Origin of the sequence: Microvirgula aerodenitrificans DSM 15089, assembly GCF_000620105.1 — a bacterium.
GTDB lineage: Bacteria > Pseudomonadota > Gammaproteobacteria > Burkholderiales > Aquaspirillaceae > Microvirgula > Microvirgula aerodenitrificans.
This window is the reverse complement of record NZ_JHVK01000001.1, coordinates 135,887-162,639: the sequence shown is the minus strand read 5'-3', so window position 1 is coordinate 162,639 and position 26,753 is coordinate 135,887. Positions and strand designations below refer to the sequence as shown.

Below are 26,753 nucleotides of genomic sequence, written 5' to 3'. Positions count from 1 at the left end.
GCTTGCCGACTAGCGTATCACGCAAATACGCTGACTCTTCCATCATCCTTGCCGGTCGCAGGCTGGATAACTGTTGTCGTCACCCCCGCGCCGGCATTGCCATCCAGCGAAAAACTGCCGTCGCCGCGGCCGGACGAGGACTGCCCGCCCTGTTGCGCAAATGACGACGCGCTCTGCTGATCGCGCTGCCCGCTCGACACCTGCGCATCGGCAAGCTGGATGCCCTGCCCGGCCAGTTGCTGCGCCAGGCGCGGCAGGTTCTGTTCCAGTACATCCCTTGTATTCGGCACGGCGGAGACAAAATTGAGCGTCAACTGATTTTCCGCGCCGAACTTCAGCGTGACCTCGATCGGCCCCATTTTTTCCGGGTTCATCTGCAGGCGAGCCCCGTCGAGCTTGTGCTGCGCCAGCAGGGCGACGTGCTGGCCGAGCTCCTGGCCCCATTGCGGGCTGGTCACCGGCTGCTGCATCTGCAGTGCCAGCGGGGCCGGAGCGGCGGCAGTCGGCGCGGTCTGTCCGCCATTGGCGATATGGGCCAGTGCCGAGGCCGCCTGCTGCGGCGTGGCGGCGCTGGCGACGGTGGCCGCACCGGAGGATCGGGCCGCCGCCTGCAGTTCGCTGCCGAAGTCCACCGGTTGCTTGCTCTCGACCGGCGCGGTTTCGTCCAGCGTGGCTTTTGCCACGCCCTGGGTGCCGGGCTGCGCAGCCCGGCCCGCGGCAGCGGTGGTGGCGGCAGCACGCTGCGCGGCAGCATCCTGGACGGTCTTGCCGCCGTCCTGTGCCGGTACCTGAGCCTGGCCCTGTGCATTGCGCGCCGCCACAGCGGCACGGTCGGCCGCCTGGGCGGCATTCTCCTCGCTGTCACCGCTGGCGGCCACGACCGCGGCGCCCTCGTCCCTGCCCGTCAGGCGCAGGTCGGCCTGACCGTCGTCGCTGGCAGCCACGACCTGCTCGCCAACCGCGGTGTCGACGACCGGTTTGACCGGCTCGGTCAGCACCGGCGCGCCCAGCATGGCGGCAAGTGTTGCCGGATCGGGACGGACGTCCTTGCCGTCCGGCTCCCCGGTCTTGCTGTCCGCCTCGTCGACCACGGTGGTCTTGTCGGTCTTGCCCTTGCCGTCGAGCACGGCGATCTGTTCGTCGACCAGCTGTGTGAACGTGTTGTCCGGCGTGGACGGTCCTTTTCCTGCCGAAGCGGTCTTGCTGCTGGCGGCAGACTGCGCCTGGGCGACGGTCGGGGTGGAAAGCGAAATACTCATGGCAGGCAGGCCCAAGGTTAGGTACACAACAGACAACAGCAATGCAAGAATCATGCCTGAAAAAATGCGCCATGCGGCGCAAGAAACGATCCGGAATTCCAGTCGCGGCCTAGCGTGGACGGCGGAAACCGCGGGTGGCCAGTTCGTCGGTCAGCTTCTGCTCGCGCCGCGCCTTGACCGCCTGTTCGCGCTGCGCGGCCTGCTCGTCGAGGGTTTCGAATGCCTTCAGTTTCTTGCGCTCGGCCAGCCAGCGGGTGCGCGTGGCTTCGCACTCCGCCTCGCGCAGAACCAGTTCCTCGCGCTGGGCATTCACGGCAGTCTCGATGCGTTCGAGAAAGTGCTGATAGTCGGCCCACTGCACGGCCGACATGCCGGTGCTGGCACGCTGGATGCGCTGCATGCGGTATTCGGCCAGAAACTGCTCCAGTTGCGCGAGTTTCTGCCCGGCCTGGACCAGACGCTGCTGTGCCTGGCCCATCAGTTTGGCGGCGGCGTCGGTGCGATCGGTCGCCAGCCGGGTCAGCAGTGCGTAACGGCTGTTCATGCCGGGCTCACTGGCCCGTGACCTGCACCAGCCCGGCGAGCGAGGTCTCGAAGTCGCTGGCCTCGCCGGCCGGCTGGATCAGGTAGGCATTCATGGCCGGTTCGAGGCGGATGGCCTCGTCCAGCAGGCGGTCGGCGCCGGGCACGTAGGCACCGACGCTGATCAGGTCCAGGTTGCGCTGGTAGCGCGAATAGAACTGCTTGAAGCGGCGGGCGGCGTCCAGGTGTTCCTGCGGGACGACGTCGGCCATGACCCGGCTGATCGACTGTTCGATGTCGATGGCCGGATAGTGGCCGGATTCGGCCAGCCGGCGACTGAGCACGAAGTGGCCGTCGAGAATGGCCCGTGCACTGTCGGCAATCGGGTCCTGCTGGTCATCGCCCTCGGACAGCACGGTATAGAACGCGGTAATCGAGCCACCGCCCGGCCGGCCGTTGCCGGCCCGCTCGATCAGTTGCGGCAGCTTGGCGAACACGGACGGCGGATAGCCTTTGGTGACCGGCGGTTCGCCGATGGCCAGGGCGATTTCGCGCTGGGCCATCGCATAGCGGGTCACCGAGTCCATCAGCAGCAGGACGTCCAGTCCCTGGTCGCGGAAGTACTCGGCCAGCGCGGTCGCATAGGCGGCGCCGTGCAGGCGCATCAGCGGCGGCGAGTCGGCCGGCGCGGCGACCACGACCGAACGGGCGAGGCCTTCCTCGCCGAGAATGGCTTCGATGAAGTCCTTGACCTCGCGGCCCCGTTCGCCGATCAGCCCGACCACGACCACGTCGGCACGGGTGTACTTGGCCATCATGCCGAGCAGCACCGATTTGCCGACACCGGAGCCGGCGAACAGGCCGAGACGCTGGCCGCGGCCGACCGTCAGCAGGCCGTTGATGGCGCGCACGCCGACGTCCATGCTGTCGCGCACCGGGTCGCGGTCGAGCGGATTGACCGGCTGCGAGTACAGCGGATAGAAATCGTCGGCCAGGATCTCGCCGCCGTCGTCGAGCGGTCGCCCGAGCGAGTCGACGATGCGCCCCAGCAGCTTGAAGCCGACCGGCACCCGTCGCCCGCCAGCCTGGTCGGACGGCGCCTGGCTGTGGCCGAAGCGCGGCGGCGAATGCACGATCAGCGGTTCGACGGCAATGCCCGGCATCAGGCCGTGCACGTTGTTGACCGGCATCAGGAACAGGGTGTCGGTGTTGAAGCCGACCACTTCGGCTTCGACCCGCCGGCCGTCCGGCAGGCAGACCGAGCAGGCGCCGCCGACCGGCAGCCGCAGCCCGGCCGCTTCCATCACCATGCCGGTGACGCGCGTCAGCTGGCCGTTCGGTCGCGACAGGTCCGCCGTGCGCACGGTGTCGCGGCAGGCGGACAGGTAATCACTCCACGGATGGCCGGATTGGCCGGTCTCAGCGGACGACATGATCCGCCTCGACGTCACCCGGCACCGGTTCGGCACCGAGCGCTTCACCCAGCGCTTCGCGCCGGGTGGCCAGGCGCAGGTCGATCCGCCCGCTGGGCAGGTCGATCAGACAGCCGCCGCGTCCGACCGAGGCGTCGGGAATGTACTGCCAGCTGGCATCAGCCGCCTCGCGTTCGATCACGCGGCGCGCGACGATCAGGTCGTCGGGATGCACGCGCAGCCGGGCCTGCTTCAGCGAGCCGGCCAGATTGGCCAGCGCCCCGGTCAGCAGCGGTTCCAGGGCATCCTCGCAGGCCGCCACGTGCGCGCCAACCAGCCGGTCCGCACATTCCAGCGCCAGCGACAGCAGTTGCGGCGCCAGGTCGGACTCCAGCTGGGTCAGCGAGGTTTCCAGCCGTGTGCGCAGCGCCTGCAGCAGCGCCAGTTCGGCCTGCAGCTCGGGGCGCAGTTCGTCATGTGCCGCAACTTTGCCTTCTTCGCGGCCCTTGTCCAGACCTTCGGCATGACCGGCCTCGAAACCGGCCTGCCATGCTTCCTGGTGAATGGCTTCCAGTTCGGCGGCGGTCGGGTACGACGACAGCGTTTCCGGCTCGATGTCGACCTCTTCGGTCGGCACGTCGACGCCGCGCGGATCGATTTCCGGTTCGTCGACGACTTCCGGTTCCGGCTCGGCCACGGCTTCCGGCGCGACCGGATTCAGGCGCGCGCGGGCCTTGGCCGGCGTCAGAAACGCCGGGGGGGCCGGGGGTTCTATGGGGCGAAGGTCCCAACGCTGCCACGCAGCGTCTTCGCCTGACACGGGCTTATTCGACAACACCTTCCTCGCCACCCTTGCCGCCCAGCACTATCTGGCCGTCGTCGGCCAGTTTGCGAACGATCTTGAGAATTTCCTTTTGCTCGGCCTCGACCTCGGACACCTTGACCGGTCCCTTGGCCTCCAGGTCGTCCTTGAGCATTTCCGCGGCCCGCGACGACATGTTCTTGAAGATCTTGTCCTTGAGGGTCTCGCTGGTGCCCTTGAGGGCGGTAATGAGGCTTTCGCTGGAGACTTCGCGCAGCAGCACCTGGATCGACCGGTTGTCGATATCGCACAGGTTCTCGAACACGAACATCTTGTCCTGGATGCGCTGGGCCAGATCCGGGTCGTGCTCGCGGATCGATCCCAGCGCCGCGCCTTCGACCTGCGCCCCCATGAAGTTGAGGATTTCGGCCGCCAGCTGCACGCCACCCATGGCGCTCTTCTTGATCCGGTCGGAGCCGGACAGCAGCTGGGTCAGCACGTCGTTCAGTTCGCGCAGCGCCTGCGGCTGCACGCCTTCGAGTGTGGCGATACGCAGCAGCACGTCGTTGCGCAGCCGCTCGGTAAAGTTCGACAGGATCGCGCTCGACTGGTCCGGGTCCAGGTGAACCAGGATGGTGGCGATGATCTGCGGGTGCTCGTTGCGGATCAGGTCGGACGCGCTGGACGGGTCCATCCACTTCAGGCTTTCGATGCCGGTGTGGTCGTTGCCCTGGGTAATCTTGTCCAGCAGGTTCGAGGCCTTGTCCTCGCCCAGCGCCTCGGTCAGCACGCTGCGCAGGAATTCGTCGGACGAGTCGATGGACGCGCGCATCCGCGCTTCGTCCTTGAACAGCTGGGCGGCCTGGATGATCTCGTCGCGGCCAAGGTTGCTGATCTGCGTCATCAGCGTCGAGATCTTCTGCACTTCCTTCGGCCCCAGGTACTTGAACACCTCGACGGCATCCGCCTGACCGAGACTGAACAGCAGCACGGCACTGCGCCGGATACCCGCATCACTCATCGTTGCTCACCCATTCCTTGATGATCTGGGCCGCCATGCGCGGATCGTTGCGCACGACCTGTCGGGCAGATTCCAGCGCCATTTCGTATTCACGGCGCGCCACTTCGACCGGGTCGTCGCTCGGCAGGCCGCTGTCGGTGCTGCTGATGGCGACGCCGTCGGCATCGACTTCCGCCCCTTCCATGCCCGGCGGCAGCGGCACTTCCTTCGGCCGGATGATGTCGCGCACCACCGGACGGACCACGCCGAACAGCAGGTACAGCACCACCAGCAGCAGGAAGCCGTACTTGAGCACGTCGCTGAGGTTGTTGGTCACGTAGTCGACGGCACGATCCTGCAGCGACAGCCGTTCCGGACCGGTGGCGGCAAAGCTGGCATTGACCACGTTCAGCGAGTCGCCACGGGTCTGGTTGTAACCCATCGCTTCACGAACCAGATCCTGGATCTGCTTGATTTCCTTGTCCGACAGCGGCGTCGGGCGCTCGACGCCATCCTTGCCGGCAGCGAGCTTGTAGTTGACGACCACGGCGGCGTTCACGCGCTTGATCGAGCCGACCGGCTGCTTGACGTGCTGGATGGTGCGGTCAAGCTCGTAGTTGGTCGTGTTGTCCTTGCTGCTCTTCAGCGGCGGCTGCGCCGCCTGGCCATTGGCCGGCGTCGGCATCAGTCCGGCCTGGGTGCCCGGCGGCAGCGTGATCGGCGCGGCGGCGGCCGACGGCGGCTGGTTCGACAGCGCGCCCGGCACGCCCCCCTGCGGATCGGTCACGCGCGTGGACGATTCGGACGTCTGCTGGCTGCGGATCGCAGCCGCATTCGGCGGGGTGTTCGGGTTGAAGTTTTCCGAGGTCTGCTCGGTTTCGGAGAAGTCGAGCGCGGCGGTGACTTCGGCGCGCACGTTGCCGGCGCCGACGATCGGTTCGAGGATGGCCTCGATGCGCTTGGTCAGTCCCTGCTCCACCTGACGCACATAGTCGAGCTGGCGGCGCGACAGGCCGGACAGGCCGTCATCCAGATCCGGGTGCTTGGAGATCAGGTTGCCTTCCTGGTCGACGATGGTGATGTTTTTCTGCGACAACCCCGGCACCGCGGACGCCACCAGGTTGCGGATCCCGGCAATCTGCCCGGCATCGAGGATGAAGCCGGGACGCAGCGTCAGCATCACCGACGCGGTCGACGGCTGCTGCTCGCGCACGAATACGCTCTGTTTCGGGATGGCGAGGTGAACGCGGGCGTGCTCGACCACGTCCAGCGACTCGACCGTACGCGCCAGTTCACCTTCGACGGCGCGCTGGTAGTTGACCTGCTCGGCAAACTGGCTGATACCGAACTTCTGGTTGTCCATCAGTTCGAAACCGACGCCGGAGGCTTTCGGCAACCCCTGCGCCGCCAGTTTCAGACGAGTGTCATAGACGCGGGCGGACGGGATCTCGATCACGCCGCTGTCGGTCAGCTTGTACGGCACGTTCAGCTTCTGCAGCGCTTCGGTAATCTGCCCGCCATCGCGGTCGGACACGTTGCTGAACAGCACCTTGTAGGCCGGTTCGCGCATGTAGAAGTAGCTGCCGAGCAGGACGGCAAAAATGGCGGCGAGGCCACCGAGCAAGAGCATTTTCTTGTTCGGCGGCAAATCGCGATAACGCGCCATGCTTTCACGCACACGCGTCTGCATGGAGGGAGGGGGAGGCGAACCAGCCAATTCGGCCATGAGATAGACAATTCCGGACCCACCAGCCGAGCCGGCCGGCAGGAAAAGGTAGATCACAGAAAAACCGCGCAGTACACGGAGACCGACGCAGAACGGGAACGCGGAGGCTTTGCCCGGTTTTCGTTACATCAAATCTGGGTGTTCATGACTTCCTGATAGGCGGTCACCAGCTTGTTGCGCACCTGGACCATGGTCTGGAACGACAGGCTGGCCTTCTGCAGCGACAGCATTACGTCATGCAGGTTGACGCTTTCATCGCCAAGTTCGTAGCGCTTCTGCATGTCGACGCTGGTGCCCTGGGTCTCGGCGACCTTGTCGATCGACTGCTTCAGGATGTCGGAAAAGTCGACAGCCTTGCCTGCGCCATCCAGCGCGGCCGGTGCAGCAGCCGGTTTGCCGCTGGCCATCGCGGCAGCAGAGCGCAGTTCGCCCAGCAACTGATCGATACCTTGAATATTGTTCATTGATTCTCTCCGCGGTCGCCGCCGCAAGCCGGTTCGCTGGTCTCGACATCGCCCGTTTCGCGCCAACGGGCCAGTTTGTAACGCAAGGTTCGTTCGCTGATGCCCAGTCGTTCCGCCGCCAGGCGCCGCACGCCGTTCACGGCCTGCAGCGTGTCCAGAATGTACTGTTTTTCCAGACTGCGAATACCCTGAGTCTCAGCCTCATCTGAGGATTTCGTCCGGACAATCTCGGACTTGAGTATTTGCCCTAGCTCTACAACAGTAGTTGCTGGTGCCGGCACCAGTGTGAAATGCAGGCTGTCGCAGTCAATTTCCTCACCGCATGCAAGAATTTCCGCACGCTGCAGGACATTTTCCAGTTCGCGGATGTTACCGGGCCAGTCATAGGCGGTCAATTTGGCGATGGCTGCCTGCGACAGCCCCGGAGACAGCCGCTTCGAGCGCCGGGCCAGTCCGCACAGGATGTTTTCGGCCAGCGGCACGATGTCGGCGCGACGCTGGCGCAGCGGCGGCAGGGTCAGCGGGAACACGTTGACGCGATAGTACAGGTCGGCGCGGAAGCGTCCGGCCGCGACTTCGCCGGCGAGATCGCGGTTGGTGGTCGCCAGGATGCGGATGTCGAGCTTGACCGTACGGCTGCCGCCGACGCGTTCCAGCTCGCGCTCCTGCAGCACGCGCAGCAGTTTGGCCTGCAGCGACAGTGGCATTTCCGAGATTTCATCCAGCAGCAGCGTACCGCCCTGTGCCTGCTCGAACTTGCCCTGGTAGGTTGCCACCGCCCCGGTGAAGGCACCCTTTTCGTGGCCGAACAGCGTCGACTCGAACAGTGCTTCTGGGATGGCCGCACAGTTGACGGCAATGAACGGCGCCAGCCGGCGTGGCGAGTGGCAGTGCAGGAAGCGCGCCATGACTTCCTTGCCGACGCCGGATTCGCCATTGATCAGCACGGTCGCCTCGCTGGCGGCGACGCGGCGGGCCAGTTCGAACACATCGCGCGACGCCTTGGCGACCGCGACCACGGCCGGCGGCTGCGACTCGTCGGCCGGCAGGGTCATCCGGTGGCGATTGACTTCGGCCAGCAGGACGTCGGGTTCGAACGGCTTGGTCAGGTAGTGACAGGCGCCGGCACGCAGCAGGTCGACGGCGCGATCGACCGCGCCATAGGCGGTCATCAGCATGAACGGCACCTGCAGCGCACGGCGACGAATCTCGTGGAACAGCCGGTAGCCGTCCATCGGTTTCATCTGTCCGTCGGACAGCACCAGTCCTACTGCCTCGTGGCGCAGCACGCTCAGCGCTTCCTCGCCGTCGCCGGCCGTCAGCACCTGCAGTCCGCCCAGTTCGAGCGTATCGACCAGCGCTTCGCGCAAGGCGACGTCGTCTTCCACGACCAGTATCGGCAACTCCGCCATTCGTTTACTTTCCTCCGGGTGCAGGCCGGCGCGCCAGACACTCCATGATTCGTCCGCCTATGCGGTCCAGCGGCAGCACTTCATAAGCGGCGCCCAGCGCGATGGCTTCTTTCGGCATGCCGAAGACCACCGAGCTGGCCTCGTCCTGGGCCAGGGTGTAGGCACCGGCCTGTTTCATTTCCAGCAGCCCGCGCGCGCCGTCGCGGCCCATGCCGGTCAGGATCACGCCCAGTGCGGCGCTGCCGCTTTCGTTCGCGGCGGAGCGGAACAGGACATCGACCGACGGCTTGTGCCGGTTGACCTCCGAACCACGGTCCAGCACCGCCATCCAGTTGGCCCGCCAGCCGGCCATCAGGTGGGCATCGCCGGGCGCAATATACGCGCAGCCGCGTTGCAGCGGTTCGTTATGCTCGGCTTCCTTGACCCGTATCCGGCACAGGCCATCGAGCCGCGCGGCAAACGAACGGGTGAAGTTCGGCGGCATGTGCTGGGCGACAAGGATAGGCGGACAATCGGGCGACAGGGCCGACAACACTATTTTCAGTGCCTCGGTCCCCCCGGTGGACGCGCCGATAAAGACCAGCGGCGGCCGGACAGGCGGCGGACGGGTGCCTCGCGGCAGGATGACATCTGCGTCATAGCTGGGAGCAACCTGAATAATCGTGCTCGGGGACGCTTCTTTCACACTTCACTCCTGAAGCCATCATGGCGTACGGTTTCGGCCAGTTCCATTATCGGTAACGGCCGCGAAATCAGGAAGCCCTGTACTTCGTCGCAGCCCTGCCCGCGCAGGAACTGCCACTGTGATTCGGTTTCCACGCCCTCGGCCAGCACCTGGACGCCGAGGCTGTGTCCCAGGCCGATAATGGCGTTGACGATAAGGGCATTATCGTCGTCCACGCCGATATCCTGCACAAAGGAACGATCAATTTTGATCTGGTCCAGCGGAAAACGCTTGAGGTAGGCGAGACTGGAATAACCGGTGCCGAAATCGTCTATCGACAGCGACAGGCCACGCGCCTTCAGTTCGGACAGCACGGCTTCGGTTTCGCGCAGGTCTTCCATCAGCACGCTTTCGGTCGCTTCGACCTGCAGCCAGCACGGCGCCAGCCCGGTCAGTGCCAGGGCGCGGTCGATGGTGTCGACCACATGCGCAGTAAACTGCCGCGCCGACAGGTTGACGGCAAAGGTGATCGGCGGCAGCCCGTCGTCCTGCCAGGCTCTGGCCGCCTGACAGGCGGTATGGATCACCCAGTCGCCGATCGGCACGATCAGCCCGGTTTCCTCGGCGATCGGGATGAAGCGCGCCGGCGAGATCAGCCCCTGCTCCGGATGTTTCCAGCGCAACAGCGCTTCGACGCCAATCAGTTTCCCGCTGCGCATGTCGATCTGCGGCTGGTAGTGCAGTTCGAATTCCTGCCGGTCGAGCGCGCGGCGCAGCCCGTTTTCGATCACCAGGTATTCGCTGATGCGTTCGTTGATGGCCCGGGTGAAGAACTGGTAGTTGTTCCGGCCCAGCGCCTTGGCGTGGTACAGCGCGGCATCGGCGTGACGCAGCAGGGTGTCGATGTCGCGGCCGTCATGCGGGTACACGGCGATGCCGAGCGATGTGGTCACCATCAGGTCGGTATCGCCGACGTGTACCGGCGCGCTGACCGAGGCCCTGAGCTGGTCGGCCAGCCGGGCGAGGTCGTTGACCGAGTGCATGCCGGTCAGCACGACGACGAACTCGTCACCGCCGTAGCGGCAGACCACGTCGCTGCTTCGCGTCTGGCGCGAGAAGCGCTGGGCGATCACCCGCAGCAGCCCGTCGCCGTAGCTGTGGCCGAGGGTATCGTTGATGTTCTTGAAGCGGTCGAGATCGCAGAACAGCACGCCGACCAGCGAGCCGTCACGGTCCGCCTGCGCCAGGGCGGCGTTCAGCCGTTCGTACAGCAGCGGCCGGCTCGGCAGGTCGGTCAGGTGGTCGTAATTGGCCAGCCGCAGTGCGCGCGCTTCGGCGGCTTTCAGGTCGGAAATGTCGACGAACATGCCTATGTAGTGGGAGATCCGGCCACTGGCATCGCGTGCGGTGGCAATCGAGCACCACTCGGGATGAACCTCGCCACTGGCGCGCAATCCCGACACCTCGCCCTGCCAGTGTCCGCTCTGCGCCAGTGCGGCTGCCTGTGCGGTCAGCAGCGCGGGCGCCCCCTGCCAGCGATAGGTCATCGGCTGGCCGCATGCCTGCCCGGCCGCATAGCCGGTAATGGCGCAGAACGCGGCATTGACGCGGACAATCTCGCCCTGCGGGTCGGTGATGAACACCGCTTCGCGGCCGTGCTCGAACACCTGCGCCGACAGCGCCAGCTCCCGCTCGGCCGCCCGCTCGTCGGTCACGTCCTGTACCGACCCGATCAGCTGGATGGCACCGGCCGCCAGATCGTGGCGGTGGCTGATCAGCTCCAGGGTGCGCAGTTCGCCCTGCGCGGTCAGCACCTGGATATCGATCGACTTGCCGCTGCTCTCGCCGCGCAGCAGCTCGGCCAGCCGGCTCATGACCCGTCCGCGGCTCTCGGCAGTCATGAAGTCGAGTGCCACCGACAGTTCGACCTTCTCGTCCGCCGAGACCAGACCCAGCAACCGGTAGGTCTGCGGGGTCCAGAACAGGGTCAGTGTTTCCGGGTCCAGTTGCCAGCCGCCAATCCGCGCGGCGTGCTGGGTCTGGGCCATCAGCTGTGCCTGGCGCTCGCTGTCGGTGATGTCGCGCAGCATGCAGACCATGCCATCGAAGCGGCCCAGCGTATCGCGGTACGGCTCCAGGCTGATCTCGACATGGCGCGGGCCGCGCCCGCCATGGTTCACCCAGCAGCGCTCGCGCACGCTGTCGCCGCCCTGGCAGCGCGCGCGCGCTGCCGCCAGATCCAGCGTCAGCCCCATGGCCCGGGCCCGCTCGGAAAACGGCCGGCCCAGCACGGCGGCACCATCGGTTCCCAGCCAGTCACGCATGGTCCGGTTGGCCAGCTCGATACGGTCATTGCGGTCGATGAAGGCCATGCCGTCCGACGTGGCTTCGACCACCTTGCGGAAGCGGCGCGCCGTTTCCTCGGCCTGCTTCTGCGGGCTCAGGTCGATCATGACGCCATGCATGCGCTGCGGCAGGCCGTCCTCGTCGCGCAGATAGACCTGCCCCCGGTCCAGCACCGGCAGGACACTGCCATCCGCGCGCAGCAGCCGGTATTCGGCGAAATACAGTGCGGTTTCGCCGCGCAGGTGGCGACCGAGTTCATGCGCGACATGGGCGACATCCTCCGGATGCACACGGGCACCGCGGTCGCGGTAGCTGTCGGCCGGCATCGTATCCAGCCCGACCATGCCGAGCCAGGATGGCGAAAAATAGGCTCCGGGCAGCGCCAGGGTCAGCAGGCCGTCGCCGTCCGGCGAGCGCAGCGCAGCGCGCCAGGCGTCGCCGGACGGGAAAGTCAGGTCGAACACCATGTCGCCGGTCGCGGCAAATACCGCTTTCCAGCGCGCATCCTGTTCGGCCAGTTCATGTTCACGCTGTTTGAGTTCGGTAATGTCGACAAAGGACACGATCAGGGCAACTGACGCCGCCCCCTCGACATGCAGCGGCTCGACATGGGTGCGGACCCAGCACGGCGGCTGGCCGTCATCGCGCAGTACGCCGATGACGACATTGCGCACGGCCTGTCCGCCGCGCAGCACGCGTTCGGTCGGATAGTCGTCGGGGGCCAGCGCCCTGCCCTGCTCGTCGACCATGCGCCAGCGCCGGTCATTCAGCAGCATGCCGCCCGCTGCCAGTCCGGGCTGACCGAGTATGCGTTCGGCCGCCTGGTTGCCGACCAGAACCCGCCCGCCGCCATCCACCAGCAGCAACCCCTCGGATAGCGCCGAGACCATGGCCCGGTAGCGCGCCTCATTGACGGCCAGCGAGCGCTCGGCCCGCTGCAGCCGCTCGTCATGGCACCAGACCGCGATCAGCGCCGCGCAGGCGGCCGTGACCGGACGCAGACGTTCCCGCACCAGCAATTCGTCGCCATCATGCCGGGTGACCAGTCCCAGCAGGCCGACCTGCCGGCCGGCATGCATCAGCGGCACATGGATCAGGCGCCGCGCGCCGGCGACGCCGGACTCGCAGCAGGGACCGTCCGCCGGCGCCCGCGGGTTTTCTCCACCGTCCAGCAGCAGCTGACGCAGGCAGGGCGGCAGCACGGCGCTGTCACAGCCACTGGCCAGGCAATCGGGTCCGTAGCGGCCGGTCGCCAGCGTGCGGGGCGGCCGGCCTTCGCAGACGTGGGCGATCAGCCCGCATTCGCTGCCGGTCAGCTCGACCAGATGGGTAATCAGATCAGTGAACACGCCCTGCTCGCCGTCGGCATGCAGCAGCCGCGACAGCGCGCCGGTCACCCAGTCCAGCAATGCATGGCCGTTGTCGCCGGCCGGCGTGTCGCGTTCGGTGACATCCTTCTGCATGCCGAGCAGGTAACGACCGTCCCCGAACTCCGCCGCCACCACGCTGAGGTCGTTCCAGAACACCGAGCCGTCGGCGCGGACATTCTTCAGTACGCCCCGGAACGGACGTCCGTCGGCCAGGCAGTCGCGCAAGCGCGCGCGGGTGACGGTGTCGTCATCGCCATATTGCAGGAAGCGGCCGTTGCGCCCCAGCACCTGGTGACGGCTGTAGCCGGTCAGCCGTTCGAATGCCGGATTGCAGTAGACGATGGGATGGCCGGGATGGTCGGCATCGACGATCACGGCACTGTGCTCGATACAGTCGAGCGCCTGGGTCAGAAAGCGCGGCGGCCCCGATTCCTGCCCGGATGAAGAGACGTTTTGAACGGTATATTCGTCCATACGACGGCGGAGGCATCCCTGCAAAGTCGAAAAAATCCCGGCGGGCCAGGGCCTCGCCGCGCACTCGTGTCGTCGTTGCCGCTCCCCCGCCGTCAGCGGAGGAAACAGGCCGGGAAACATTCTTTACCTGTTTGAGATTTTTTTCCACACCGATCAAGCCGGCAAGCATAAACCCTGCCAGCCCCCAAGCGGATCGTGCGCGAGTCCGGCCCCGACCACAAGGGGTGGACAGCAACCGCCTGCCCGGCCAGGGACAAGGCGGCGGGCGGGTTGTCTGCCCTGTCCTACTGGCAGTCCACAATCTCGAAGTCGTGGCTGAGGGTGGCCGTCTTGCCGAGCATGATCGAGGCCGAGCAGTACTTTTCCGCCGACAGGCTGATGGCCCGTCCGACATGTTCCGGCTTGAGGTCGCGTCCGTGGACAATGAAGTGGAAATGGATGCGCGTGAACACCTTGGGATCGCTGTCGGCGCGGTCGGCATCCAGCTCGACCTGTACATCGCGCACATCCTGGCGGGCTTTCTTCAGGATGCTGACCACGTCGTAGCAAGTGCAACCGCCAGCGCCCATCAGCACCAGTTCCATCGGGCTGGCGCCAAACTGCTTGTCCGGGTCGATGACGACCCCATGGCCGCTTTCGGACTCGCCAAGGAAGCGGGTACCTTCGATCTGCTTCAGTCTTGCTTTCATGAATCAGGGACTTTCAATTCGCTATCGGAAACAGCGTTGAGAATACCCGACAGCGGAATCCGGCCGCCAGCCGTTTCCGCGGCAGGCCACCTGCTGCCGCCCCTGTCGCCACGCGCTTTCGCCACTACCACAGGGGCACCGCACGCCAGGCCGGAGAGCGTCAATGGCGATTCACTACCGCCTGTCTCCACCCGATATCCATTCATCGGAACGCGAGCAAATCGACTGGAAAAATAGCACGCTTGGCAGATACTGAGGAAAACCTTCAGTCCTCACCGCAAAGCCAGCGTCTCTATTCTGCCGGATCGCATTCCGCCAATGGCCATCGGCCCAGCAATACCGGTTTGCGCCCCCGGCCCGGCATGTCACGCCGTGAATCCGGATTCACGATAAAACGCCAGGTGCCTCGCGTTCGCTGAATACCGTATCTGCTCCATGGTGTCCGTTGCACGACGATGGAGAGTCATCCGCCTGTATTTCGTTCGGGCCGGGAGCCAGTTCATGTCTGAAAACTCCAAAAATGATCTGCTTGCCATGATGCTTGGCCATTCAATAACGCTTGGCTGGGATGCCATAAGCGTTTATCAAAGAAACAGCCTAAACGATATTATCTGGCAACAGTTTTCCCAATATATTTCGACAGGCGAATTATTTGATACTGCGGAAGAAGACATCCCGGGAAACCACGATCAGAATGGCGACAGCGTCTATATACATGCCAACAATCTGGTACTCGGGCAGCCCCGGCTTTCATTCGATACGGCAACGCTCGACGACGCGGCGGCATCGCTGCAGATACCGTTCCTGTCCGGATTTTTTTTCACGCTGAGCGAATCGCCTGGCGCACCGGTCGCCCTGACCGGATACCACACGGTTTTCCCGGACAGCGAGTTCAGCCTGGAACTGGGTTTGCCGCTGCAGCAAAGCAGCAGCGATGTTTCTCCCCAAAGCGACATCTACTTCGACCTGTCCGACGGCATCCCGGGCAGCGCCACTGTCAACCTGACCACTGACGACCGGACAAATCAGCAGATCGGCCAGTATTTCCTGGACAAATTCACCAGCATTGGCGTCTCTGCCAGGCACTATGTGCTGGCCACGCTGAGCACCGGCGACGATGAGACGCCACTGACCCCGGTGGCATTCGCCACCCGTACCCAGGCCGCGCCGGGCGGGGCGGGCGATGGCGCCGTGCTGGTCTTCGTCCAGACCCGCAACGGCACCGGCGGCACCCTGCCGTCGGCCGACTCCGGTTTCCCCTACCTGATTCCGGATGATTCGCAGGATGGCAGTGCGCTTTATTCCGGTTCGGTGCTTATTTCCAGTCGTGCCCTGTGCAACGATCTCGTGGCCCCTGCCTTTCAGGACCAGATTAGCGCAAACGGGCTGTCGCTCCAGCCCGGACAGAGCAGTACGAGCGGCCTGTGCGGATATCTGGTCGCCACCGGGGGGGTCGCACCGACGGACAGCGTCACGCTCTCATGGTCGGCCACGCACGAGGCCGACGAGTACGACTATACCGCGACCCTCTCGTCACTCGATTTTCCCTATGCGCCACAGGATGGCCCGGGTTTTACCCTGGTGCCGAATCTGACCGGCCTGTATCAGGAGTGGAACAACAATGAATCCTGTGTTATCCGGCTGCACGGCAGCAGCCCGCGGGGAAACAGCGACGGCGAGGAAACCCTCGATCCTGTTTTTTATTCGCACAGCCACTTTCCTGTTTCCATTTCGCCAGAAAACGCGGTCGCATTCCATTTGTCGCTCAATGAGCGGGATATTACCGTCAATCTGCCCGGCATAAGTGCACTGCTGAAAGCCTGGGACTGGCGCTGCGAACAGACCGATGAATTGCTGGCCACGCTCCGCGGCCTCGTGTCGCAGATTCTTCATTCTGCCGATACGATCGATCTTCCCGGTATCGCCCGGTTCACACTCGACAATCAGCTGTTCCCGGACGGCAGCACGCTGCAGCTCGGTGATGTTGCCATTCCCGGCGACATGGCCCTGTTCGGCCAGCTGGCTCCCTCGTCGTCCAGCCAGTCGCTGTTGCCACGGCAGGCAACCGTGGCGGCCGGCACCTCCTGCACCTTCACGCTGGAGGCCGACGGCGCAAGTGCTGTCACCTGGTCGATCGGGAACGCATCGGGCATCGATGTCACCGGCCGCATCCGGGCCAGCGCCAACGGCAGCGCCGTCTATCAGGCGCCGGACCGGGCGGCATTGAGCAGCGCATCGATGCCGGAAACCGTCACGGCCAGCTTTACTGCCCGCGATGGCAGCAACGGCAGGGCCAGTGCGGTCGTGGTCGTGTCCGGCAACGCCATCAATGTGAATCCGGGCTTCATTCTGGCCACGGCCGGCCAGGCACCGATCATTTTCACCGCCTCGGTGGCCGGGAATGCCGACACCACCGTCACCTGGAGCCAGGCCACGGAAACCGGATCCCCGCAACCGGGCGTCCACCAGGCCAGCTATTCCCCCGTCCTGGGCAGCGGCCAGTCCTGCGCACTGCAGACCGTCACCGCCAGCATCGGCAGTGCGACCGGTGACACCGCCACGGCCAGCGTACTGGTCATGGCGCCCGACACCACGCCTTCCCTGCTGGTCGGCGGTGGCTCCTGGCAGTCCGGCAACCCGTCGGAAGTCGTCACGGGAGGCCTGTTTCCGCTGCCGCCCTATGGCCAGCGACAACTGACCGCGCTGGAAGGCAATCCCGGCGATGGCAGCTATGCGAACGTCACCGCCAGTTGCACCTGGCAGATTCTGGACGACCCCCCCCAGGGGTCCATCAACCAGGGGCTGTATATCGCTCCGGCAACCATCACCACTTCCTGCGTGACCATTCTTGCCAGCAATGGCAGCCATTTCGGTTACACCGTCGTCCCGCTGGCGCCAGGCGACTGAGGTTTTTCCGACGCGCCCGTTTCAAGGAGTCCCATGATGTCAAACTCGAAAACCGACCTGCTTTCCGCTCTGGACGGCAAGTCCATCACGCTGGGCTGGAATGCCGTCGTCGTCTACAACCGCGACCGGATCAATGCCCTGTTTGCCCAGCAGTTCGCCCAGAAAACGGCCGCGGGAAACAATCTGGTGGTGCCGGATCAGGAAATCCCCGACAACCACTCGTCCAGCGCCAGCGACATCTATCTCAGTGTCAGCGATCTGGCGCTGGGACCGCCCCTGCTGTCGTTCGCCAATGCGGACCTCGACACTTCCACGGCCGCGCTGACCATGCAGTTCCTGTCCGGCTATTTCTTCTCGATTGCGGAGTCGGAAACGGCGCCCTCGACCATCAGCCGCTATGACGGGGTATTGCCAGACAGCAATTTCAACCTGACCGCCACGCTGGACCTGTCAAAAACCGAGGGGGACATCAGCAGCTCCGGCGATGTGTATCTTGACCTGTCCCAGGCCAGCGCGGCGGACATCAGTGTCAATCTGGTCGAAGGGCAATCCAATATCACGCAGTTGAGCACCTATTTTCAGCAGCTGTTCAATCAGGCAAGCGACGAGCAAAAACGGTACCCGCTGGGTTCACTGCAAAATATCGACAGCAGCAACCCGCTGAACCCGACGCAATTTGCACTGCGCACCCAGCCGGCCCCCACGGCCTCGGCAAATATTTCGGACAAGAGCTATGGCGACGGCGCCGTGGTCCTGTTCATCCAGACCGCAGCCAATACCAGCGGCACGACCGGCAGCCTGCCCTCGTCAGGCTCCGGCTATCCCTACCTGATTCCGGACGATACAGACAGTGCAGGCAATGCCCTGTACTCGGGCGCAGTCATTGTGGAAAGCGCAACGCTTTTCGACAGCATCATCAGACCGGCCTATCTGTCCCAGATCGGCAGCGATGACGTTGTACTGAACACCAAACTGCTGGACAACGGCACCGCCTCCCCGGCCAGTTATCTCATGGCAGCGACCGGGCATGTCCGTGGCGGCACGCTGGACATGTCATGGGAATTTTATGAAGAGCAACCTTATCCAGCCCCCACGGCGCATGTCATCGTTACTGTCCACACGTCCGACACCAATAAAAATCTCCAGCCAGTTCTTCTCGATATCACCGGCATGACGGTTGTGCCCTCTGCCCAGTCGATAAAACTAAGCTGGTCGGGACAATTCGACCAGTTCATCTATCAGTTGCACCACCAGCTTTCCCCGAATGATTTCCAAGACATTACCAACCAGAGCATGCGCATTTCCTACCCGCTCACCAGCACGTCGACACCTTCCGTCGATCCCGACAGCAATATTGTCAAAATCACAAATTCCCGGAGCAGCACGGACATTACGCTGGGCGGTTATCCCTGGTGCAACGAAATCGATGACGCCGAGTACCGTGATCAAATCACGCAGGACTTGTCCGGAGACACTTACTCGGCCATCGAGAAGCTGGCCTCGCTGCAGGTTCCGGATATCGATGTCTTTACCCTCAGCAACATGCTGTTCCCGAACGACAACGCACTGCAGCTCAGTGATGCCTCCGTCCCCGGCGACATGGCGCTGTTCGGTCAGATCAATCCATCGGCCACGACCTGCCTGCTGTCGCCGCTGCAGGCGACGGTCGTCGCCAGCAATCCGGCGCAATCCGCCCTGGTCAATGACACCCAGGTCTTCACCCTGACCGGACCGGCCGGCGCCACCATCAGCTGGTCGCTGAGCAACAACGCCGACGTCTGCACGGATGATCGCATCGAAGGTCGTGAAGACGGCATCAGCGCGACCTACAAGGCGCCGGATATCTCGCTGCTGAGCAGTGCATCGTTCCAGGAAGTCATCACCGCCGTCGCCGTTGTCGACAATGCCGACGGCACCACGAGCACGTATACCGCCAGCGCGGTTGCCATCGTGTCGGCCAACCCGATCAATATCAATCCGTGCTTCGCCTATGCCGTCTCCGGCAGCAGCGCGCCAATCACGTTCACCGCATCCGTGGTCAACAAATCAGCCGAAGATGCGGGTCAGCCCGCCTGGGGCGGCGCCACCGACACGACCCCCGACAGCGCCCCGCCCGGCATCTACACCGCCAGCTACACGCCGACCCTGTCTACGGGAGCATACGGGCTGGAAACCGTCACGTTCTCGATAGGCTCGGTCTCCGCCACGGCCAGTGTCCTGGTGGTCAAGCCGGGTCTCTACCCGACGCTCCATGTCGGTGCCGGCACCTGGCACGCCGGAGATACCGATCCCGATGAAGTCGTGGCCGGCAACCTGACCCCGCTGGCGCCCGGCGCATCGCGCCAGCTTGCGGCAATCCAGACCAACATGATGACGGGCGAAAGCACCGACATCGCCAGCACCCCCGGCTGCACCTGCTCCATTCTCGGCGCCCCGGTGCCGGATGACGGCTCACTGGGCTCCCTTTCCGCAACCGGGCTCTACACGGCGCCGGCCCTCGCCAAAACCACCTGTGTCGCCATCATGTTCATGACCACTTCCGGCAGTGACTTCGGCTACACCGTCATCCCCCTGCTGCCCGGCAAGACGGCGGCCTGAGCTTCGTCCCAACCGGCCGCGGCACCGGCCATCCGCAAAGGAACTGACATGCCCTCCACCCCTCTGCTTTCACAGTTGCTGCAACGGCACGGCCTCGACAGCAACACGTTCGACTCGCTGTTCGATATCGTCGGCCAGTCGAAAAGCGCCTTTGTCCGCCGGCATGGTTCCCGTCTCGGAGCCGGCGCCGCCAGCCTGTACGACGATGCGCTGCGCCAGGCGGTCCCGCTGGCCCGCCGCTATCGCACCCGCCGCCGGGGCGGCAGCGCCCCGGCGGCGCTGATCGACGGCCAGCCGACCTATCAGTCGCTGTTCCAGGAAGACTGGCACACATGCAGCCCGGAAGACGCGCTGGAAGCCAACGATTCCCCGGTCATCTATCTGTGCCGGCTGTACCAGTGGGCGCAGCAGATGGATGCGATCTCGGACGACGGCAGCGGCAGCATGATCCCGCTGACCACCCGCCGTCCCGATCTCGCATCACTGGTACTCGACCGGGTCAGCACCGACCAGACCGTCACCGCCCTGTCGCTGGTGAACGAGATCCTGGGCAAGGCGCTTGAGAGCTACACCGGCACCACCACGCTGAAAGCGCTCAACGACAAGCTGGCGGCAGCCCGCTTTCCGTTCACCCTGCCCTACGATTACGCCAGCCAGCAGATTACCCGCGGGCTGGACGGTGTCCGGTCGTCGCTGATGTCGCTGACCCAGCAGCTCGATACCGCATGGCCGTATTTCCTCGTCCCCGCGTTGTCGACCACGCAGGGGGAAACCGCCCAGCAACAGGGCAGCCAGCTGTCGACGGAACAGTACACGCTGCTGACCGAGACCCCCCCGAGCACTTATTCCTACCCGACGAACTACGGTGTCGCGGACAGCAGCAGCCTGAAGACACTGTCCGGTTTCTGCCACCAGACCGGCCTGGCGGCCTGTGACGTGCAGGACCTGCTGTGCTCGCAGGGCAAGGACGCCGCCTACAGCGTGGTGGCCTCGCACAACGTGACCTCCCCGGCTCTCGTCGCCGCGCCAAACCAGTATGGTGCGGTCTACATTCACGGCGACAGCACGGCCGACACCAGCATCATGACCCTTGCCGCTGACAGCGGAGACCCGGATGCCTCGACCCTGACCCATACCAGCGACGATCGCTTCGACCGCATGAGCCGGTTCATCCGCCTGCGCAACTGGATGCAATTGCCGTTCGACCAGCTTGATCTGCTGCTGGTGTCGACGATGATGGCCGAGGGCTATGTGAAGGATAACACCCAGCCTGTGGACCTGCTGGCCAATGCCAATACGGTGCGGACGCTCGGCGTGTTCAGGGAACTGAACCGCAGCGCCACCATCAGTGCCGAAACCTTTGCCGCCTGGGTCGGCCAGATCACGCCGTATGCAGTCGGCAACAACGTCCCGTTCTACGACCGGCTGTTCAACAGCAATGGCCTGTTCAGCACGCCGCTGGTCTGCGATGGCAGCGCATTCTCGTCCAGCAGCACCACCGTCATCAAGCAGCTGTCTGCCGGCCTGGGCATTACCCAGGCCGAATACGAGCTGCTGGCCAGTCATGTATCGGCCAAGCAGAGTCTGACCTGCTCGCTGCCGGTATTCTCGGCCTTCTACCGGCTGGTGACCCTGCCGCGCGCCTTCGGCCTGAGTGTCACCGCCGGTCTCGGCATCATCAACCTGCTCGGTTCCCATGTGATCGGCACGCTGGCGGGCAAGCCTCCGGTCAACACCACGCCCAGCGACACCGCGCCGGACATCCTCGACATTATCGTGGCCTTCGCCGCCTGCGCCGACTGGATCAGCAGCCACGACCTGTCGGTGGCAGCCGTCACCTTCATGGTGCATGCGCCGACGGGTACGCTGACCGGCACCCCGGCCCAGACCACCCTGATCGACGGCATTGTCCACGATCTGGCGTCGACGCTGCTGACCGTGGACCGGCTGATCGCCGCCGGCGCACCGCAAAGCGACAGCGACGGTGCCGCCATCGACTGGGCCACGGCGCTGGCCAGCGTGCTGGATGCCAGCGGGCTGGTCATTGATCAGGCCGATCTGTCCGGCGCCATCGATACGGCACTGGCCGCCGTCAAGATCGACGCCGCCGCCAGCCAGCTGGTCAAGACACAGTTGCTGACGGCCGATACCGCCCAGCAGGGCGTGACCATCGCCGCGCTGTCCGGCTATCTGGATGCCGCTCCGGACTATCCGCTGCTGCTGCTGCAGTGGGCCGGCAGCGACAGCTACACCTTCCTGTCCACCACGCTGACGCTGGATGCGGATGGCGTCATCACGCCGACCGCGGACTACCTGAAACTGCTGTACACGCTGGGCCGCATCCAGGCGGTAGTGGTGAGCTTCGCGCTCAGCGCCGGTCTGGTGCAGACCTATGTGAACCATCCGGGCTGGTTCGGCGCCAGCGTCTCCAGCGGCGCCATTGCGGTCACCCTCGGTACGCTGTACGGCTTCAGCCGCTACAACGACCTGCTCGATGGCAGCACCGCCGATGAAAGCGCCCTGCTCGACTATCTGGCCGGCGTCAATGCCGCCACTCCGCCGAGTGCCGCCGTCGCGGCAAAGCTGCTGGCAGCCCTGATCGACTGGTCGGACAGCGAAGTCGCGAATGCGGCAGCGCAGATGGAGCCCTCCGGCAAGATCGCCGGGACGCTGCAGGAGATCGACGGCGTGCGGCGCCAGCAGGCGCTATGGCAGCAGACCGGCCTGTCGGCCGAGCTGCAGATCCAGCTCAGCGCACTGGTCCCCACCAAGACCGACGGTTATGCCGCAGCGGGCGAGTCCGTGGTCGCCGGCCTGAACAGCCGTCTGAACGGCACGGGCGAAGCCGGATAACCCGTCTTCCGCATCCCGCCTTGCCTTCCCCCATTCGCACCGCAGAGGTGAATCATGAGAAATCTCCATGCACAACTGGACGAGTCGCTGCGCGACGCATATGTCTCGTACTACCTTGGGCAGCTCGTACCCAATACGCCGGCGCTGTCGGCGGTCAAGACCGAAGCCGATCTGTATGAATACCTGCTGATCGACCCCCGGGTGGCGACCGACGTCACGACCAGCCGGGTCGCTCAGGCCATTGCCAGCGTCCAGCAATACATCAACGCCGTGATGCTGAACATGGAGCCCGGCCGCGCGTCGCTGCCGGCCGACGATGTCGCCGACTGGGCGCAGAGCGGCAGCCAGTACTCGATCTGGGCCGGTGACCAGGAATTGCAGGACTACCCGGAAAACTATATCGACCCGACACTGCGCGAGCGGAAGACCGGACTGTTCGGGTTGCTGGAAAACCAGCTGGCCGCCCACGCCCTGAACGACACGTCGATCCAGCAGAGCTTTCTCGCCTACCTGACCGGCTTCGAAACCATCAGCAACCTGAAGGTACTGAACGGCTACGCCGAATCGCCGGATTCGGGCAATGCGGTCTACTACCTGACCGGCCAGAGCAACATCGTGCCGAACCAGTTCTACTGGCGTTCACTGGACATGTCGGCACGCGACAGCAGTGGCGCGCTCAATCCGACCGCCTGGACCGAGTGGAACGCTATCGAGCTGGCGCAATCGGCCGATATCGAAATCATCCGCCCGTTCGTGTTCGGCGGCCGGCTGCATCTGGTCTGGCTGCAACGCGGTGAATTGCCGCAGACCGGGCCGGAGACGGATACCACCGAGTATTCGGAATACAAGCTGTGCTGTGCCTATCGCGGTTTCGACGGCAACTGGAGCGTGCCGCACACGCTGCGCAGCTGGAGCAGCCCGGACGGCACGACCGATGCCAGTGCCTACGATTACGAGCTGATTGCCGTCATCGACCAGCGACCGGACAAGTACAAGGCCGGAACCACGCCCGACTACACGTACTACAACGACGAAGACATCATCTACATTTCGCTGGTCGCGACGCAGACGGCTGACGCCAGCAAGGTCACCTATCTGAATGCGCCCTGCGACCTGCTGTTCACGCCACTCGGCGAACCGGCCGTGCCGAGCAGCGACTACGACAGCTTCGGCCAGTACCTGCACATGACGCTGTACAGTTCGGACAGCACGCTGCAGAGCACATTCAGTAAACAAACCGCCACCACCACCACAGCAACAGGGGCAAGCGGTTCGTCGACGCATCAGGCAGACATGGCGCTGAACATCATCAGCAGCACACTGAGTGCCGATGGCTCGCAGATCACTTACGTCCTCGAAGGCACGGACAGCTACACCAGCGCGGCCACCGGCAAGGGCACGCTGCAACTGACCAGCGCGGACGGCTCGGTGACCATCTGCAGTGCAAGCGTTGCGCTGAATGACAGCGGCAGCGCCAGTACCGGCCAGGGCAGCTGCACCGTCGCCTACAGTGCCGGCGCCACCACCACGGTTCAGCTGTCGTATACCGCCAGCACCTCCAGCGAGGAGATGGCAGACGACGCCGCCGTCAATTTCAAGATCACCACGGCCGAGAGTTATCCCGATACCAGCAACATTCCGATACTGAAAACGAATGCCGGCAACAATGCCCAGTATCTGGATTTCACCGGCAGCGACGACACCGGCGTCAATACGCTGCGCATCCGCCTGAACACCCAGATCGGCAAGGACCTGATTGCCCGCGCCAGCGCCTCGGTTGCCAGTGTGCTGAGCTGGGACACGCAGAACCTGACCGAACCGCCGCTGCTCAGCACGGATGCACCGGCCCCCATCGATTTCAACGGCGCGAACGGCCTGTATTTCTGGGAACTGTTCTTTCATGCCCCGCACCTGGTTGCCTACCGGCTGAACCAGGAACAGCAGTATGCAAAAGCGGCGCTGTGGATACATTATCTGTTCGACCCGTCGGCGCGACGTTCCGACGGCAGCTCGCCGCCGCCCTACTGGAACTCGCGCCCGCTGGTCGAGGCCGGCAATGCATCCTATGAGGCAGCGGGTCCGACCGATCCGGATGCCATCGCCTACTCGAATCCGGTCCACTACCAGAAGACGCTGTTCCAGTTGTATGTCCGCAACCTGATTGCGGCCGGGGATGCGTTCTACCGCACGCAGACCCCGGACAGCCTGAGCATGGCCAAGCTGATCTACCGCCAGGCGCTCGATCTGCTGGGGCCATTCCCGGGCGGGGAACTGGAGAACGACTGGGCGCCGGTCACGCTGGGCAGCGCCGTCTCCGCAGGCAATCCGGCGCTGCGGGACTTCGAGCGCACTCAGGCCGGGCCGACGCCGGTGCCGCAGGCCACACCGGCCCCCCACCCGCTGCTGGGCGCGCTGGACCTGCCCTCGCGGCCGCCGCTGAACTCGCAGTTGCTCGGTTACTGGTCGACGCTGGACAGCCGCCTGTACAACCTGCGCCACAACCTGAGCCTGACCGGGCAGCCGATGTCGGTGCCACTGTACGCGACACCGGCCGACCCGGCCCGGCTGATGGCCGCGCGTGGCGCCGGCGCCACGCCGCTGCAGGTGCTCGGCTACGCGGCAGCGCCAACCATTCCGGCCTATCGCTTCCAGGCACTGCTGCCCAGCGCCTACCGCGCCGTCGCCACGCTGAACCGCTTCGGCGATCTGCTGCTGTCGTATCAGGAACGGAAGGACCGTGCCAGCCAGGAAGAAATGCAGCAGGAACAACTGCTGGCCCTGTCTGCCTTTACCGTCAGCCTGCAGCAGCTGTCGCTGCAGGCGGCCAACGACACCCTGGATGTGCTGAATGCCAACCTGAGCAGCGCAACCGACCGCCAGACGCACTTCCAGCAGTTGGCCAGCAACGGCAACTCCACCCAGGAAACGGCCGCGATGGGGCTGCAGGGTACCGGGCTGATACTGGGGACGTCCTCCATTCCGTTCCTTGCCGCCGGTGCCGCCCTGGCAATGATGCCCAATATCAGGGGCACCGCCTGGGGGGGCGCCATGAAGCAGGCGCCCCTGCTGGCCACCGGAACCATTCTCCAGACCCTGGCCATCAGTCTCAACGGCTCTGCCGCGATCATCGCCGAGTCGGAAGCCTACGATCGTCGCAACAAGGAGTGGCAATTCCAGGCCGATCAGGCACAAGACGAGATCGATACGCTCCACCTCCAGGTCACCGTGCAGAATGTTCTGGTCACCGCGGCCCAGACTTCACTGGATCAGGCCAATGCCCAGCAGCAGCAGATTCTGGACATGAAAAATTTCCTGCAGACCCGGGACAGCAGCGGCTCCCTGTACCAATGGCTGGTCGGCCAGATGTCCGCGCTGTACAGCAGCGCCTACCAGGCAGTCCAGGCACTGTGCCTCGGCACCCAGGCGAGCTGGCAGTACGAAATGGGGGATTACAAGACCACCTTCGTCAACCCCAATGCCTGGGATGACAGCCACAAGGGCCTGACTGCCGGCGACACGCTGACGTTCAACCTGCAACAGATGGAAAACGCCTATCTGCAGCGCAACGAGCGCAGGCTGGAGATCGTCAAGACGGTAGCGCTGAGCACACTGCTCGGCAGTGACTGGAAAGGCAGCATCGTCACGCCCACCGACGGCACGGACACCAGCTATATCGATTTCTCCATCAATGAAGCGCTGCTGGACAGCGACTACCCGGGCCATTATCTGCGCCAGCTGAAATCGGTCAGCCTGACCCTGCCGGCCACGGTCGGGCCCTACCAGGATGTGCGTGCCACGCTGGCACAGTCCAGCAGTTCGGTACTGCTGACGGCGGATATCGCAGGCGTCAACTACCTGCTGGATCCGGACGGCAGCGGCGCATCCCCGGCCAATGTCATCACCAATCTGCGGCCAAGCCAGCAGATCGTGCTGTCCACCGGACTCAACGATGCCGGCCAGTTCGTGCTCGACATGTACGACCAGCGCTACCTGCCATTCGAGGGTACCGGCGCCGTCTCGGGCTGGCGGCTGACTTTCCCGCACGCCAGCGGCACCGATCAGGCGTCCCTCCTCGGCTCGCTGACCGACATCATTGTCCAGTTGCGATACACCGCCAGGGACGGCGGCCCGGCCTTCGCCAAGGCGGTCATTGCCGCGCAGACGGCACCGGCCGCCAGCGGCAAGGCGACAAAAACCGCGTCCCGGGCCACCCGTCACTGACCCGGCCCCGCCGCCCGGCCCGCCGGGCGGCACC

The 26,753-nt window shown here is 64.7% G+C and carries 15 protein-coding genes; 4 read left to right on the top strand and 11 right to left on the bottom strand.

The features are described from left to right. Positions 1-17: 17 nt before the first annotated feature. From Q352_RS0100720 to Q352_RS0100670, 11 genes are all read right to left on the bottom strand, one after another. A complete protein-coding gene (locus Q352_RS0100720) occupies positions 18-1,259 on the bottom strand; it encodes a flagellar hook-length control protein FliK (RefSeq protein ID WP_158537403.1) in 1,242 nt (413 codons plus the stop codon). Positions 1,260-1,368: 109 nt separating this feature from the next. After that, positions 1,369-1,803: a flagellar export protein FliJ gene (fliJ, locus tag Q352_RS0100715; protein WP_028497670.1), complete on the bottom strand. Its 435-nt coding sequence runs from the start codon at positions 1,801-1,803 to the stop codon at positions 1,369-1,371. 7 nt (positions 1,804-1,810) lie between these two features. Next, positions 1,811-3,214: a flagellar protein export ATPase FliI gene (fliI, locus tag Q352_RS0100710; RefSeq protein WP_084299694.1), complete on the bottom strand. Its 1,404-nt coding sequence runs from the start codon at positions 3,212-3,214 to the stop codon at positions 1,811-1,813. Beyond that, positions 3,201-4,013 carry a FliH/SctL family protein gene (locus Q352_RS19345; RefSeq protein WP_169735623.1) on the bottom strand — a complete coding sequence of 271 codons (813 nt, stop codon included), beginning with the start codon at positions 4,011-4,013 and terminating at the stop codon, positions 3,201-3,203. Before Q352_RS19345 ends, fliI begins: the two co-directional genes overlap by 14 nt. Before the next feature lie 4 nt (positions 4,014-4,017). After that, positions 4,018-5,016 (bottom strand): flagellar motor switch protein FliG, encoded by a 999-nt coding sequence (gene fliG, locus Q352_RS0100700; protein ID WP_028497668.1) that lies wholly within the window; start codon positions 5,014-5,016, stop codon positions 4,018-4,020. Beyond that, positions 5,009-6,625 carry a flagellar basal-body MS-ring/collar protein FliF gene (gene fliF / locus Q352_RS0100695; RefSeq protein ID WP_244879547.1) on the bottom strand — a complete coding sequence of 539 codons (1,617 nt, stop codon included), beginning with the start codon at positions 6,623-6,625 and terminating at the stop codon, positions 5,009-5,011. Before fliF ends, fliG begins: the two co-directional genes overlap by 8 nt. A gap of 224 nt (positions 6,626-6,849) precedes the next feature. Continuing rightward, entirely contained in the window at positions 6,850-7,185 is a 336-nt protein-coding gene (gene fliE, locus Q352_RS0100690; protein ID WP_028497666.1) for a flagellar hook-basal body complex protein FliE, read from the bottom strand. Further along, complete coding sequence (locus Q352_RS0100685; protein WP_028497665.1) at positions 7,182-8,597, bottom strand: sigma-54-dependent transcriptional regulator; 1,416 nt, start codon at positions 8,595-8,597, stop codon at positions 7,182-7,184. The genes fliE and Q352_RS0100685 overlap by 4 nt, the downstream gene beginning before the upstream one ends. Positions 8,598-8,601: 4 nt before the next feature. Further along, the gene (locus tag Q352_RS0100680) at positions 8,602-9,282 is read right to left on the bottom strand and encodes a chemotaxis protein CheB (protein WP_028497664.1); all 681 of its coding nucleotides are present in this window, start codon (positions 9,280-9,282) and stop codon (positions 8,602-8,604) included. Beyond that, on the bottom strand, positions 9,279-13,451 hold the full coding sequence (locus Q352_RS22110) for an EAL domain-containing protein (RefSeq protein WP_051528584.1): 4,173 nt from the start codon (positions 13,449-13,451) through the stop codon (positions 9,279-9,281). Before Q352_RS22110 ends, Q352_RS0100680 begins: the two co-directional genes overlap by 4 nt. Before the next feature lie 284 nt (positions 13,452-13,735). Next, positions 13,736-14,140, bottom strand: coding sequence for an OsmC family protein (locus Q352_RS0100670; protein ID WP_028497663.1), 405 nt, complete (start codon positions 14,138-14,140; stop codon positions 13,736-13,738). A 501-nt stretch (positions 14,141-14,641) separates the two neighbouring features. Here Q352_RS0100670 and Q352_RS22105 point away from each other — a divergent pair. The 4 genes from Q352_RS22105 (at position 14,642) to Q352_RS22100 (ending at position 26,719) form a co-directional block, all read left to right on the top strand. Continuing rightward, positions 14,642-17,047, top strand: a complete 2,406-nt coding sequence (locus Q352_RS22105; RefSeq protein ID WP_051528583.1) for a hypothetical protein — start codon at positions 14,642-14,644, stop codon at positions 17,045-17,047. Positions 17,048-17,233: 186 nt separating this feature from the next. Next, positions 17,234-19,645 carry a hypothetical protein gene (locus tag Q352_RS0100660; RefSeq protein WP_156952441.1) on the top strand — a complete coding sequence of 804 codons (2,412 nt, stop codon included), beginning with the start codon at positions 17,234-17,236 and terminating at the stop codon, positions 19,643-19,645. A 48-nt stretch (positions 19,646-19,693) separates the two neighbouring features. Next, positions 19,694-22,498, top strand: coding sequence for a Tc toxin subunit A (locus tag Q352_RS0100655; RefSeq protein ID WP_084299687.1), 2,805 nt, complete (start codon positions 19,694-19,696; stop codon positions 22,496-22,498). 54 nt (positions 22,499-22,552) lie between these two features. Further along, positions 22,553-26,719: a Tc toxin subunit A-related protein gene (locus Q352_RS22100; RefSeq protein ID WP_028497659.1), complete on the top strand. Its 4,167-nt coding sequence runs from the start codon at positions 22,553-22,555 to the stop codon at positions 26,717-26,719. Positions 26,720-26,753: the final 34 nt, after the last annotated feature.